The sequence below is a fragment of the Bartonella sp. P0282 genome (assembly GCF_048452985.1).
Taxonomy (GTDB): domain Bacteria; phylum Pseudomonadota; class Alphaproteobacteria; order Rhizobiales; family Rhizobiaceae; genus Bartonella; species Bartonella choladocola.
In genome coordinates this window covers 124378-138820 of record NZ_WTFO01000001.1, presented here as the reverse complement: position 1 = coordinate 138820, position 14443 = coordinate 124378, and the positions used below count along the sequence as shown (strand labels likewise).

The following is a 14443-nucleotide window of genomic DNA, read 5'->3' as shown; positions in this document are numbered from 1 at the left end:
TGGTCAAAATCACCGGAATTATCCGGTGATTTTGTTTTAAGCCGGCTTCTTGTTCAAACGGTTGGCTATCAGATCTTCAACAACTTGTGGTTCGGCAAGTGTTGAAATGTCGCCTAAATTTTCAAATTCGTCTTCGGCGATCTTGCGTAAAATTCTTCGCATGATTTTGCCTGAACGCGTTTTCGGGAGACTCGGTGCAAACTGGATTTTATCGGGTGTGGCGATCGGTCCGATTTCGTTTCTGACATGTTTGACAAGGTGCTGGCGCAATTCGTCAGTGGGTGCAACACCCTCCATCAATGTTACATAGCAATAAATTCCTTGTCCTTTGATCGGGTGCGGATAACCGACAACCGCAGCTTCGGAAACGCTGTGATCGGAAACAAGTGCCGATTCGACTTCGGCTGTTCCAAGGCGATGGCCAGAGACATTGAGAACATCATCGACACGACCGGTTATCCAGTAATATCCGTCATGATCCCGCCTGCAACCGTCGCCGGTAAAATATTTCCCCTTATAGGTCGAGAAATAGGTTTCGACAAACCGGTTATGATCGCCATAAATGGTTCGCATTTGGCCGGGCCACGAATCGATAATGCACAAATTACCGTCATTTTCGCCTTCCAGTACTTCACCTTCATTATCAACCAGTTCGGGTTTGACACCAAAAAACGGGAGTGTTGCCGATCCGGGTTTGAGGTCGGTTGCACCGGGTAAAGGCGTAATCATGTGACCACCGGTTTCGGTTTGCCACCATGTGTCGACAATCGGGCAACGCTCGTCACCGACTTTATTATAAAACCAGTTCCACGCTTCCGGATTGATCGGCTCGCCAACCGAACCAAGAATGCGCAATGATGTCCGTTTTGACCGTTCGACATATTCGTCACCGGCTCCCATCAATGCACGTATGGCGGTCGGAGCTGTATAGAGGATGTTGACCTTGTGCTTGTCGACAACTTCCCAGAAACGTGCCTGATCGGGAAAATTGGGTACGCCTTCAAACATAAGGGTTGTCGCGCCATTACATAACGGCCCGTAAACCAGATAGGAATGTCCGGTCACCCAACCGACATCGGCAGTACACCAATAAACTTCGCCTGCATGATAATCGAACACATATTCATGCGTCATTGCTGCATAAACAAGATAACCGCCGGTTGTATGAAGAACACCTTTCGGTTTACCCGTCGAACCGGATGTATAAAGGATAAAAAGCGGGTCTTCGGCTTTCATGCGCGCTGGCGGGCATTCGGGTTTCGCATTGGCCATTTCTTCGTGATACCAGAAATCGCGACCGGGCGCCCAGCCGATCTTGCCGCCTGTTCTGCGCACAACCATCACCTGATTGACCAGAACATATTGGCGAGCGGCAATGTCTATCGCGTGGTCGACATTTTCTTTCAAAGGAATGGGCTTGCCACCACGTACGCCTTGGTCGGCCGTAATGATAAAGGTCGATTCGCAGTCAACAATACGTCCGGCAAGTGCCTCCGGCGAAAAGCCTGCAAAAACAACTGAATGGACAGCGCCGATACGTGCACAGGCGAGCATTGCATAAGCGGCTTCAAGGATCATGGGGAGATAGATTGTAACCCGATCACCTTTTTTTACGCCGCGTTTTTTTAAAATATTGGCGAAGCGGCAAACATTGTCGTAAAGCTCTTTATAGGTGACTTTTTTATCAATATAGGGGTTGTCACCTTCCCAGATCATGGCAACCTGATCGCCACGACTTTTCAAATGCCTGTCGATGCAATTATAGGTTACATTTGTGACGCCGTCTTCATACCATTTGATTGATACGCGTCCGCGAAAACTTGTATTTTTTACCTTTGTAAAAGGTTTGAACCAGTCAATGCGCCGGCCATGTTTCGACCAGAATGCATCCGGATCCTTTATGCTTTCATCATACCATTGAAGATATGTTTCACGATCAATCAGGGCATTTTTCTTGATATTACTAGATACAGGATAGACTTTATCCGACATCTTCTCCTCCTTTCGTGCTGCAATTCTCCTCACGCAACACTTTCTTTATGAAATATCCATTTGTGATGGGTATTTGATATTTACATTAAATGGTATCGTCGGCTTCTTGGAAGTCTTAAAATGATGTTTTTAAAAAACTTATCGTGAATGATTAGAAAAAATCGAAGTAAAATAATTAGAAATTGTCAATTTTTGTTTGTTTTTTACTGAAAATATTCGCCAAGGCATCGATTTTGAAAGACCGGGCAGTAGTTAAAAACAATGAAGTCGTGGCACTTCATGTTGTGTTCGGTATTTGAAAGGAAAATGCTATGTTGGATGAAAAGCTGATACTCTCGCGTGAAGAGGCATTAAAAAGCGGAACCGATGGTTCATCACAAAAATCAGGTCATCAGACAGCAACCGGATCTGCTTCAAAGGCTCAATTGAAAAATCCGCTGGATGCCTATCCACGCCCACCCTATTCGACGGAAAAACAACAAGCTCCCGGACTTGCATCAAAGTTGACACCACTCGCCGATCATGGCGAAAAAACTTACAAAGGGTCGGGTAAACTTTTAGGTAGAAAAGCCTTGATTACGGGTGGTGACAGCGGCATCGGGCGGGCGGTTGCAATAGCTTTTGCGCGTGAAGGTGCCGATGTTGCAATTAATTATCTGAAAGAAGAAGAATCAGACGCGCAAGAGGTCATCGAACTTATCGAACAGGCAGGGCGCAAAGGATTTGCAATTCCCGGAGATCTGACCGATCGGCATTTTTGCGAAAAATTGGTCGAGGAAGCAGTTCAAAAACTGGGCGGCCTTGATATTCTGGTGAATAATGCCGGCCGTCAACAGGCGGTGGAAGCTCTTGCCGATCTCACAGACGAATCTTTTGACAAGACGATCAAAACCAACATTTACGCACCTTTCCGTGTAACAAAAGCTGCATTGCCACACATTCCGGCAGGTGGTTCCATCATTATTACGTCTTCGATTCAGGCATTTGACCCGTCTGCTACCTTGTTTGACTATGCTCAAACCAAGGCTGCCAATGTTGCTTTTGCCAAATCGCTGGCAAAACAACTGGCTCCGAAAGGCATTCGCGTCAATGCTGTTGCCCCCGGTCCCTTCTGGACACCATTGCAACCTGCCGGTGGCCAGCTCATGAAAGCCTTGCCGCAATTCGGTTCCGAAACACCTTTGAAGCGTGCCGGACAGCCGGTTGAAATTGCACCCCTTTATGTTTTGCTGGCATCAGAAGAAGCGAGCTATTGTTCTGGCCAGGTCTTTGGTGCGGCCGGTGGAATCGGCATGGATAGCTGATTATTGGTGAGAAATCGGCGGACGATGACCGAATATTGCCGAACCGACGCGCACACTTGTGGCACCGAAGGCAATGGCTGTTTCATAATCCGCCGACATTCCCATTGACAGTTTTTCCACTCCCGCCTCTTTTGCCAATTTTGCAAGAAGGGCAAAATAGGGGCCGGGATTTTCACCAACCGGCGGAATACACATCAAGCCGACAATATCAAGATGATGGTCGTTCTTGCAATGTTTGACAAACTCAACTGCTTCGTTCGGGGCAATACCGGCTTTTTGTGGCTCTTCCCCGATATTGACCTGCACATAGCAGGCGAGCTTCCGGTTTTGTTTTAACATTTCTTCTTGAAGAAATTTTGCAATTTTTTCTCTGTCAACCGTTTCGATCACGTCAAAAAGCTGGACTGCTTCTTTTGTTTTATTTGATTGCAAAGGCCCGATGAGATGGAGTTTGAGATCAGGAAATTCGTCGCGCAATTGCGGCCATTTGCTTTCTGCTTCCTGAACACGGTTTTCACCGAAAACACGTTGTCCTGCTTCAAGAAGCGGGTGAATATCTTCAACTCCGAAAGTTTTTGACACAGCGATAAGCTGAACGTCATCAGCCGCACGTTTTGCATCATTGCACGCTTTGACGATATTCTCTTTGACTTTTTGCCATTGTGCAATAACCGCATCCATAGTCATTTTCCCTTCTTCATCAATTTTAATGAATAAAAGCGCATAGAAATGGTTGACGCTTTCCTTAATCCGTGGTGAAGCACGTATTGAGTTTTTTGACCACATTTTGCAAGAGTATAATTGTAATGGCAACCGAACGCTACAATCCACGCGCGACTGAACAGAAATGGCAGTCAATCTGGGGCGAAAAAGAAGTTTTCAAAACCGATAATAATGACCCGCGTGAAAAATACTATGTGTTGGAAATGTTTCCCTACCCTTCAGGACGCATCCACATGGGGCATGTGCGCAATTATGCGATGGGGGATGTGGTTGCCCGTTATAAACGCGCCCGCGGATTTAATGTTTTGCACCCGATGGGTTGGGATGCTTTCGGCATGCCGGCAGAAAATGCCGCTATGCAACACAAAGTTCACCCGAAAGACTGGACTTACCAGAACATCGCTTCCATGAAAAAGCAGTTGAAGTCCATGGGGCTTTCTCTCGACTGGTCGCGCGAATTCGCAACCTGCGATGTCGAATATTACCATCGCCAGCAAATGCTTTTTCTCGATATGTATGAAAAAGGGCTTGTTGATCGTAAAACATCCAAGGTCAATTGGGATCCGGTCGATCATACAGTGCTTGCAAACGAGCAAGTCATTGACGGGCGAGGCTGGCGTTCGGGTGCTTTGGTCGAACAGCGTGAGCTTACGCAGTGGTTTTTCAAAATCACCAAATTCAGTCAGGAACTTCTGGATGGTTTGAACGGTCTTGATGAATGGCCGGAAAAAGTGCGTGTTATGCAACGCAACTGGATCGGAAAATCCGAAGGTGCGCTGTTGCGTTGGGAAATCGCCAAGGAAACGCCGATAGACGGTTTCAGTGAAATCGAGTGTTTTTCCACCCGCCCCGATACGATATTCGGTGCTTCGTTTATCGCTATTGCTGCCGATCATCCGCTTGCCCGCAAACTTGCCGAAAAAAATACGAAACTGAAAGATTTTATCGACGAATGTCACCGCAAGGGAACTTCGACAGCCGAGATAGAAACAGCCGAGAAAAAAGGCTTCGATACCGGTTTGAAAGTTGTCCATCCATTTGATGATAAATGGGAAATACCCGTTTATGTCGCCAATTTCGTTTTGATGGAATATGGTACAGGGGCAGTTTTCGGCTGTCCTGCCCACGATCAACGCGATCTTGATTTTGCCAATAAATATGAATTGCCGGTACGTCCGGTTGTTTTGCCAGAAGGTGCGGATCCCGACAGTTTTGTTGTCACGGAAGAAGCCCATACCGAAGACGGCGTTATGATTAATTCCGGTTTTCTTGACGGATTAAAGCCGAAAGCCGCATTTGAAGAAGTTCTCAAACACTTGTCAGGCCAGATGTTGAACGGTCGTCCGCAAGCCGAACGGAAAGTTCAATTCCGCCTGCGTGACTGGGGTATTTCGCGGCAACGTTATTGGGGATGTCCGATTCCGATTATCCATTGTGATGATTGCGGGGATGTACCGGTTCCGCGTGCCGATTTACCGGTAAAATTGCCCGATGATGTCACATTCGACAAACCTGGTAATCCGCTTGACCGCCACCCGACATGGAAATTTGTCAAATGCCCGCATTGTGGCAAGCCCGCACGACGGGAAACCGATACGATGGATACTTTTGTTGATTCCTCGTGGTATTATGCCCGCTTTACTGCGCCACGGGAAAATGAACCGACAAACAGGGAGGCGATCAGGAAATGGTTGCCGGTCGACCAATATATCGGTGGCATCGAACACGCGATTTTGCATTTGTTGTATTCGCGCTTTTTCATGCGGGCAATGAAAATGACCGGCCACGTCAATGTTGACGAGCCGTTCAAAGGGCTATTTACGCAAGGCATGGTGGTTCACGAGACCTATCATAACAAGGAAGGTTGGGTCGCACCTGCCGATATCCGGATTGTAGAAAAGGATGGTGTGCGTCGTGCGACACTTCTCTCCGATGGCAGTCCGGTAGAAATCGGTTCAATCGAAAAAATGTCGAAGTCGAAGAAAAATGTCGTCGATCCCGATGATATTATTTCTTCCTATGGTGCTGATACCGCACGGCTTTTCATGCTGTCCGATTCACCGCCCGAACGCGATGTTATCTGGACCGAAGCAGGAGCAGAAGGTGCCCACCGTTTTGTGCAACGTGTCTGGCGGTTGATTTCGTCAAGTGCCGAAATATTGGCACATGTCAAACCGCAAGCCGGAACAAAGGGTGCAGCACTTGATATTTCCAAAGCGGCGCATCGCACACTTGCGAAAGTGGCCGATGACATTGAAAAGCTTGCTTTCAACCGCGCTGTGGCGCGCCTTTATGAACTCGTCAATAAACTCGCTCCGGAGTTACAGAATCTGGAACAGGCAGATGACGAAAAGAGGTCGGCACTCAGACAGGCTCTGGATTTCTTCATCATCATGATTTCGCCAATGACTCCGCATCTTGCGGAAGAATGTCATGCTGCTTTGGGAGAGACCGATCTGGTTGCCAAGATGTCCTGGCCACACTACGACCCTGCTTTAATTGTGGATAACGAGATAACTATCCCGATCCAGATTAACGGGAAAAAGCGTGGTGATTTGACAATTGCCCGCAATGCGGATCAATCTACTATCGAAAAGGCTGTTCTTGCGCTCGATTTTGTGCAATCAAATCTGGCAGGCAAGAAGCCGAAGAAAATAATTGTAGTTCCACAAAGGATCGTCAATGTTGTTGCCTGACCGTATTCTACATAGCATCAGACCTTTAACAACTGCTGTACTATTGGGGACAACGCTTGCTATATCGGCTTGTACTGTCCAGCCGCTCTATCACGGCGATGCGAATGGTACGGCGCAACTTAATGTTTCGCCGTCTATCCGCTCGAAATTGTCTGGCGTTATTATTGACGCACCAACCGACCGGTTTAACCAGTTGGTTCGTAACCGGTTGATTTTCTTGTTAAATGGTGGCGCAGGTGAGCCATCCGCGCCGACTTACCAACTGTCACTTGGAACAAGTTATTCTGTTCGTACGGCTGTCCAGATGGATATTGGCGATTCGACCGATCGTACGGGCCGTGCATCTGCCGGTGCTATTGATGGCCGTTCAAGCTATGTTCTTAAAGATATGAAGAATAAACCGCTTGCCAAACGCACACGGACTGTCAGTGCCTCGTTTGACCGTCCTCGTCAGGAATATGCAAACTTGCAAGCCGAAGAGGATGCCAAGAAGCGTGCAGCAGAAGAGCTCGCCGAACAGATCTTCCTGTCTCTGGCTCAGGACGTATCGAAGTTGAAGTGATTCGTTGTTCCGGCAGGTGAAAAATCTGCCGGAATTTTTTAATTCTATTCCGTTTGTTTTGTTTCATATCATTGCGAAACACTGTTCTATTGCAAATCGCCATCCGGAATTCGAGCGCTCTTGTTGTTCTGTTGAATTCGATAATTTTTTAACTTTTTGGATTGGCATTATCCGCTTCTATCGTAAGTGTTGAAGAGATTGACGAAAAACCGACGCGTTTTCCTTGGTCGATATTTTGTGGAATTATTCGTTTAACCGGATGCACTCATTTATACCCGCACTTGTTGAGCCATGTGCGACATGTGCGAGTATACCGGTTTGACAAAACGGTCTTACTTGCCATGCGGTCTTATATGTCATGGCGGATATAGTCATCTTCCGGTTCATTCGGGTTGTTGTTTTTTTAAAGAAAATATCCGGATGACAATATATGATATGAACAGGAAAAAGCCCGATCATTCAGTCATATGACCGGTCAAGGACTCAAACAATCGTTCATAAAACGGGTTTCAAAATTGGATAGATCGCGTTTTTCATGTTAGCGGATAATATAAACCGGATAAAATAAAAGCATTGGAAAATCGCTTTTTCCAGTGCTTTTGTTTGGCCGCAAATCGGGCTTTCAATTGTTATTTGTCTTTGTTGAAATCGTGGTTCAGGCAATGGTCTGGCCGGTTTTTTTCCAATCATTCATGAAAATTTCAAGACCTTTATCGGTTAGTGGATGTTTTATCAGCAATTTCAAAATTGAAGGTGGAATTGTCGCGACATCGGCACCGATAAGGGCGGCTTCCTTGACATGATTGACCGTGCGGATAGAGGCGGCAAGAATTTGGGTTTTAAAATCATAATTATCAAAAATTGTACGGATTTCACCAATCAGATCCATGCCGTTCAATCCGATATCGTCAAGCCGTCCGATAAAAGGTGAAACATAGGTTGCACCGGCTTTGGCCGCAAGCAATGCCTGAGTGGCTGAAAAACATAAAGTCATATTGGTTTTCAGCCCTTTTCCGGCCAGAGTCTTACAGGCTCTCAATCCGTCAAATGTCATCGGAAGTTTGATGCAAATATTGTCGGCAACTTTTGCCAATATTTGCGCCTGTTTCATCATTCCGTCAAAATCGGTGGCGGTCACTTCCGCTGATACAGGCCCGTCTACGAGTGCACAAATCTCTTTTGTTACTTCGATAATATCCCGACCGGATTTCAAAATAAGGGAAGGGTTGGTTGTGACACCGTCAACAAGTCCGAGATTATTGAGTTCCGAAATCTCTTCGATAATAGCAGTATCAACAAAAAATTTCATGTTTAGACTCCCAAGTTTTCCGGTACGATCCGGCATTTGGCAATTGCTATGATTTTGCTGTTATGGTCCATTGTTTTATGTAAAAGCAAGTCCAACATGTTACGAGCGATGATAAAAAACGAATCAAAGACACCAAAAACCGTTTCAGTGTTGGTACCGATGCCGGCAGAAACAGCTTATAGCTATTCTGTGCCCGACGATATGAATGTAACTGCCGGATCGATTGTGCGCGTGCCTCTGGGGCCAAGAGAAGTGGCCGGTCTCGTGACCGATGAAGCAAACAGCAGTAACAAAGTGGCAGCAAAAAAATTGCGGCCGATTTCCCGATTGTTCGATTGTCCGCCACTTTCTGCGGATATGATGCGCTTTATCCATTTTGTTTCGGATTATACTTTGTCCCCTCCGGGGATGGTGGCTCGTATGGTTTTACGGGTTCCGGCGGCATTTGATCCCGAACCGGCAATTCCGGGCTTGCGCTATTGTGGTGGCAAAGTCGAAAAAATGACGGCTGCACGCAAACGCGTTCTGGAACTTGCACAAAATGGCATGGCCTGGACCAAATCGGGGCTTGCCCATGCTGCCGGCACGTCGACAAGTGTTGTCGAAGGGTTGAAAAATTCCGGTCTGTTTGAAGAAATAGAAATGCCGCCACCCCCTGTGGTCGCCTATCCCGATCCTGATTATGCCCGTCCGTCATTGGAAACAGCACAGAAATTGGCCGCTGATGAACTTATCAATGCCGTCGAGGCGGATTGTTTCAAAGTTTTATTGCTGGATGGTGTGACAGGTTCGGGAAAAACGGAAGTCTATTTTGAAGCGGTTGCGGAAACGCTTAAAAAAGGCAAACAGGTTCTTATTCTTTTACCGGAAATAGCGTTAACCCAGCAATTTCTTGACAGGTTTGAAAGCCGCTTCGGTGCACCACCGGCAGAATGGCATTCCGATCTCACACCGAAACAACGCGAGCATGTTTGGCGACAGGTCATTGAAGGGCGGATAAGAGTCGTTGCCGGAGCCCGTTCTGCTCTGTTTCTTCCTTTTGAAAATCTTGGACTGATTATTGTCGATGAAGAACATGACACTGCTTACAAACAGGAAGATCGTGTCTTTTATAATGCGCGTGATATGGCAGTTGCACGCGGTTCTTTCGGAAAATTTCCGGTTATTTTATCTTCCGCTACACCGTCGGTGGAAAGCAAGGTCAATGCCCTTCAGGGGCGTTATCACGCGGTTCATCTTCCATCCCGTTTCAAACAGGCGGCGATGCCGGATTTGCGCGCTATCGATATGCGCAAAAATGCACCTCCGTCTGGCCGGTTTTTGTCACCGCCGCTTGAATTGGCTATGCGCGAGGTGATCGAGCGCAAAGAACAATCCCTTATTTTTCTTAATCGACGTGGTTATGCTCCTTTGACATTATGTCGTGTCTGCGGTCACCGTTTCCAATGCCCGAATTGTTCAAGCTGGTTGGTGGAACATCGCTTTCGCGGGCAACTTATGTGCCACCATTGCGGCTATCATGAACCTATACCGGAAGCTTGTCCCGAATGCGGCACACTCGATCATCTGGTTGCTTGTGGTCCGGGGGTGGAAAGAATTGCCGAGGAAACGTTGAAGCTTTTTCCTGAGGCACGCATTCTGGTGTTGTCGACCGATTTGATAGGGGGTGTCAAAAGACTGCGGCTGGAGCTTGAAACAATTGCAAAAGGCGAAGTCGATATTATCATCGGAACGCAATTGGTTGCCAAAGGTCACCATTTTCCCGGAATTTCACTGGTTGGCGTGGTTGATGCCGATCTCGGACTTGCCAATGGCGATCCGCGTGCAGCCGAAAGAACATTTCAACTTTTATCGCAAGTCACCGGTCGCGCAGGCCGTACCGGATTGAAAAGTCAGGGATTGATCCAAACCTATCAGCCCGATCACCCCGTTATGCAGGCTATTATTTCGGGCGATAGTGAAGCTTTCTACAAAAGAGAGATTGACGAAAGGGCACGGCATAACCTTCCGCCTTTCGGGCGTCTGGCCGCACTTATTGTTTCATCGGAAAACCGGAGTGCCGCTGAAGCACATGCACGCGGTTTGCGTCAGGCTGCACCATCGGCAGATGAAATATCGGTTCTGGGGCCTGCCGAAGCACCATTGGCATTGGTACGCGGAAGATATCGCTTCCGGCTGCTTGTTCATGGAAGCCGCCGTGCCGATATGCAATCTTTCATTCGTGCAATGATTGCCAAGGGGCCGAAAATCCGTGGTACAATACGTGTGCAGGTTGACATTGATCCACAAAGTTTCATTTAATGTTGGTGCTTCGGCATCATAAGGGAAAGCCGCGTAAGTTTGAAAACGCGTGAATTTGAAAAGATGTCGAGCTTGGGCGTTCCAAATCGTATCCAGGGGATCGGGATAATGCGTTTTTTATTGGTATTATCAGCCTTGCTGCTTTCGACAAGCACAGTTTTTTCTCAATCTGTTTCCGACGTTATTGGCCACGATAGCCAGAATAACAAAAAAAGTGCCGATGTTACGGTTTTTGTTTTTGCCTATAGTATGCTCAAAGAATCGGACAAAGTGTTTATGCCGATGATTGAAGAACCGGCAAACAATATGCTGAAGATCTGTAAAAAGCCTTCCCGTAAGGCAAGACAATGGGTCTATATGAACATTGTCCAGCAATACGATCATATTCTCAAGGAAATTTATCAATTGGAAAAGGGGCTGAGTATCAATGGCAAGGCAGAGCCTGGTCCCGTAGCCACGCGCATGGCAAAAACATTGAGTGAACGTCGCGATATGATGGAAACTGCACGTGCACTTGATCTTTCTTCCGAAGTGGTGGAAGGGCGCATGGAAAACAACGATGCTTTGATGGATAAGGCACTCATTGAAACGGGCGATACTGTTGCGTCTTCGGCATTTGATACTTTCAGGGAAACAAATACTGCAAAAATAAAGTCCGTTCCTCAGGATATTGAAAAAATGTTGCAAGAAAATTGCCTGAAAGATCCGTCGGGGGAAGAGAATTTCATTGTACCATCAGCCCAATAATCATTGTCCCCGTTTTCTTTTTTGCGAAAGCATGCATATAGAATCGTAACGCAGGTATTATAGGAAATGAAGCACAATTCGGGCTTTACAGGATCTGGAGGCAGGTAATCATGATTGAACTATACTTTCCCCAAACTTGCGGAGAATGGCTTGCCTGGCTCGTGGCGTGGGGATATGTGATTGTCGGCTTGTTCTATTTTTTCTGGCCGAAAGTCGCAATGCGTATGTTCTGGACCTACCCGCAACAAGAATCAGCATCACTTCTTGCGGCAATAAGGGGAAATATGGGCGGCCTACCAATTGGTCTGGGGATAAGTTACCTGTTATTTGCCCAGCCATTTCTTGTGATTGCACTGTTTTTAGCAGCATTTTTTTGCATTGTAGGAAGGCTTGCTTCATTTATAATTGACAAAAGCTTTTCTGGCTTTAATGTCATTGCGCTATTAATCGAAATAGTGTTTGCATTAGCCAGTTTTGTTTATGCTTTCGGTTTTGTAGCTTAAATATTAAAAAAATAAGGCATAGTTTTAAAAAGCAGCCTGTTGCGGTGTTGCGAGTCGCAATTGTGTATGCTAGATGGCTATCAACTTTTTAATATTTAAATAGCGGTTGCATACCGACAACGTGAAAAGTTATCTGGCATCACCGAGTTGGCAGTTTTTATGTCAGCTCTCTGCTAAGGGGAAAGACAGGATAGAGTGTCAAAGTCGTCTTCGCTTACATCTGCAGTAGCCGAACGTTATGCTGCTTCACTTTTTGATCTGGCACATGAATCCGACTGTGTCGATGCTGTAGAAAAAGAACTATCTTCATGCCTTTCATCAATCGAATCAAATGACGATTTAAAACGTCTGGTCTTCAGTCCGGTTTTTTCATCTGTCGAACAGGAAAAAGCAGTGGCTGCTTTGTGCAAAGAAGCAGGAATGGACAAAAATAAGGCCAGTCGTTATGTCGCCAATTTTTTATGTGTTGTAGCATCCAACCGGCGGCTTTTTGTATTGCCGGCCATTGTTTCGGCCTACCATGCTATGGCAGCCAAATTCCGCGGCGAAATATCGGCGGAAGTTGTTTCGGCACAACAATTGACTTCAGCTCAGGAAAAAGAGCTGAAAGCAACATTGAAAGGTGTAGCAGGTAAAGATGTAACCCTGCATACAACTGTAAATCCGGATATATTGGGTGGTCTTATCGTCCGACTCGGTTCGCGTCAGATTGATACGTCACTTTTATCGAAATTGTCTTCGCTTAAGCTTGCACTGAAAGAGGTCGGCTGATGGATATTAAACCGTCGGAAATATCTAAAATCCTGAAAAATCAAATCGAAAATTTCGGTAAGGAAGCCGAAGTTTCCGAAGTTGGTCAGGTTCTGTCTGTGGGTGACGGTATCGCCCGTGTTTATGGTCTGGATAATGTTCAGGCCGGTGAAATGGTCGAATTTCCCGGTGGTGTGCGCGGTATGGCGCTCAACCTCGAAACTGATAATGTCGGTGTTGTTATTTTCGGCTCGGACCGCGATATTTGTGAAGGTGATACGGTCAAGCGCACAAAAACCATCGTTGATGTTCCTGTCGGCCCGGAACTTCTTGGCCGTGTCGTCGACGCTTTGGGTAACCCGATTGATGGCAAAGGTCCGATCAATGCCAAAGAACGCCGCCGCGTTGATGTGAAGGCTCCCGGAATTATTCCGCGTAAATCGGTTCATGAGCCGATGTCGACCGGTCTTAAGGCAATTGACGCACTTATTCCGATTGGGCGTGGCCAGCGTGAACTCGTCATCGGCGACCGCCAGACAGGTAAAACGGCAATTCTTCTTGATACATTTCTTAATCAGAAGCCGGCACATGACGAAAATAAAGAAAAAGACAAACTTTATTGCGTCTATGTTGCAGTCGGTCAAAAACGTTCGACCGTTGCGCGCTTTGTCAAGGCTCTGGAAGAACGTGGCGCACTCGAATATTCGATCATTGTGGCTGCCACTGCTTCCGAACCTGCTCCGATGCAGTTTATTGCACCATTTGCCGGTTGTGCAATTGGCGAATATTTCCGTGATAACGGCAAGCATGCATTGATCGGCTATGATGACCTGTCGAAACAGGCTGTGGCCTATCGTCAAATGTCATTGTTGCTGCGCCGTCCGCCGGGGCGTGAAGCTTATCCGGGCGATGTCTTCTATCTGCACTCCCGTTTGCTTGAACGCGCAGCCAAGATGAATGATGCCCATGGTGCGGGTTCGCTAACAGCTCTTCCTGTTATCGAAACACAGGCCAATGACGTTTCGGCCTATATTCCGACCAATGTTATTTCGATTACAGATGGTCAGATATTCCTTGAAACGAATTTGTTCTATCAAGGTATCCGTCCGGCTGTGAATGTCGGTTTGTCGGTTTCCCGTGTTGGTTCTGCTGCCCAGATCAAGGCAATGAAGCAGGTTGCAGGTTCGATCAAAGGTGAACTTGCACAATATCGCGAAATGGCGGCTTTTGCCCAGTTCGGCTCCGATCTTGATGCTTCGACCCAGCGTTTGCTCAATCGTGGTGCACGACTGACCGAGCTGTTGAAGCAGCCACAATTTTCACCGTTGAAGACAGAAGAACAGGTTGTTGTTATTTTTGCCGGTGTGAATGGCTATCTCGACAAGATTGCTGTCAATCAGGTTAGCAAGTTCGAGCAAGGATTTCTGACATTGATGCGGACCGATCACAAGGATATTCTTGATGGTATCCGTAACGAGCAAAAGTTGACAGATGAATTGAAGAATAAGCTTACGACTGTTTTGGAAACTTATTCCAAGAATTTTTCTTGATCTTAT

General features: G+C 46.8%; 11 protein-coding genes. 8 read left to right on the top strand and 3 right to left on the bottom strand.

What is annotated here, in order from left to right; all coding sequences use genetic code 11:
• Positions 1–36: 36 nt before the first annotated feature.
• Entirely contained in the window at positions 37–1992 is a 1956-nt protein-coding gene (acs, locus tag GQS64_RS00675) for an acetate--CoA ligase (RefSeq protein ID WP_198230325.1), read from the bottom strand.
• 311 nt (positions 1993–2303) lie between these two features.
• Here acs and GQS64_RS00670 point away from each other — a divergent pair, with 311 nt between their 5' ends.
• On the top strand, positions 2304–3296 hold the full coding sequence (locus tag GQS64_RS00670) for an SDR family oxidoreductase (RefSeq protein ID WP_198230324.1): 993 nt from the start codon (positions 2304–2306) through the stop codon (positions 3294–3296).
• Here GQS64_RS00670 and GQS64_RS00665 read toward each other — a convergent pair whose 3' ends face one another.
• Positions 3297–3977, bottom strand: coding sequence for a YggS family pyridoxal phosphate-dependent enzyme (locus tag GQS64_RS00665; protein ID WP_198230855.1), 681 nt, complete (start codon positions 3975–3977; stop codon positions 3297–3299). It lies immediately after the preceding gene.
• 125 nt (positions 3978–4102) lie between these two features.
• Here GQS64_RS00665 and leuS point away from each other — a divergent pair, with 125 nt between their 5' ends.
• A complete protein-coding gene (gene leuS, locus GQS64_RS00660) occupies positions 4103–6715 on the top strand; it encodes a leucine--tRNA ligase (protein WP_198230323.1) in 2613 nt (870 codons plus the stop codon).
• Positions 6702–7277 (top strand): LPS assembly lipoprotein LptE, encoded by a 576-nt coding sequence (gene lptE / locus GQS64_RS00655; protein ID WP_077994086.1) that lies wholly within the window; start codon positions 6702–6704, stop codon positions 7275–7277. Before leuS ends, lptE begins: the two co-directional genes overlap by 14 nt.
• A 655-nt stretch (positions 7278–7932) precedes the next feature.
• Here the strand turns inward: lptE and fsa are convergent.
• Entirely contained in the window at positions 7933–8586 is a 654-nt protein-coding gene (gene fsa, locus GQS64_RS00650; RefSeq protein ID WP_077994084.1) for a fructose-6-phosphate aldolase, read from the bottom strand.
• Positions 8587–8634: 48 nt separating this feature from the next.
• On the opposite strand from fsa, the gene GQS64_RS00645 reads away from it, so the two are divergent.
• The 5 genes from GQS64_RS00645 to atpA all read left to right on the top strand — a co-directional run bounded on the left by GQS64_RS00645 (position 8635) and on the right by atpA (position 14437).
• Positions 8635–10887 carry a primosomal protein N' gene (locus GQS64_RS00645; protein WP_369805175.1) on the top strand — a complete coding sequence of 751 codons (2253 nt, stop codon included), beginning with the start codon at positions 8635–8637 and terminating at the stop codon, positions 10885–10887.
• A 108-nt stretch (positions 10888–10995) separates the two neighbouring features.
• Positions 10996–11634, top strand: a complete 639-nt coding sequence (locus GQS64_RS00640) for a hypothetical protein (RefSeq protein WP_149866704.1) — start codon at positions 10996–10998, stop codon at positions 11632–11634.
• Positions 11635–11744: 110 nt separating this feature from the next.
• Positions 11745–12137: a DUF4345 family protein gene (locus GQS64_RS00635; RefSeq protein WP_198230321.1), complete on the top strand. Its 393-nt coding sequence runs from the start codon at positions 11745–11747 to the stop codon at positions 12135–12137.
• A gap of 195 nt (positions 12138–12332) precedes the next feature.
• Positions 12333–12908, top strand: coding sequence for a F0F1 ATP synthase subunit delta (locus GQS64_RS00630; RefSeq protein WP_077994079.1), 576 nt, complete (start codon positions 12333–12335; stop codon positions 12906–12908).
• Positions 12908–14437, top strand: a complete 1530-nt coding sequence (gene atpA / locus GQS64_RS00625; protein WP_077994078.1) for a F0F1 ATP synthase subunit alpha — start codon at positions 12908–12910, stop codon at positions 14435–14437. Before GQS64_RS00630 ends, atpA begins: the two co-directional genes overlap by 1 nt.
• Positions 14438–14443: the final 6 nt, after the last annotated feature.